Source organism: Photobacterium sp. R1, from assembly GCF_054600795.1.
The window spans coordinates 1-237 of sequence record NZ_BAAHZP010000976.1 but is presented as its reverse complement, the minus strand read 5'-3'; the positions used below and the strand labels follow the sequence as shown (position 1 = coordinate 237).

The window sequence follows — 237 nt, the reverse complement described above, 5'->3', positions numbered from 1 at the left end:
CGCTGACCAATGTAACGTCTCAGTTCCAGCGTGGTATGTCCGCCTGTCTGACCCTGTTTGGCCTGATGGAAATGGAAACTGTAAAAGATCACGGTACATACGTTGCTGAACGTGTGAAAGGGAATGTCACTTTCAACGACGTGACCTTCACTGAGCCGACTAAAGACACACCCGCACTTCGTCAGGTCAGCTTTGTTCTCCCTGCCGGTAAAACGCTGGCACTGGTCGGCCGCTCCG

1 pseudogene is annotated in these 237 nt (G+C 53.2%); it reads left to right on the top strand.

Annotated elements, in window-relative coordinates:
- Positions 1 to 237: pseudogene (locus ACYP03_RS27975) on the top strand (lipid ABC transporter permease/ATP-binding protein); the annotation flags it as partial.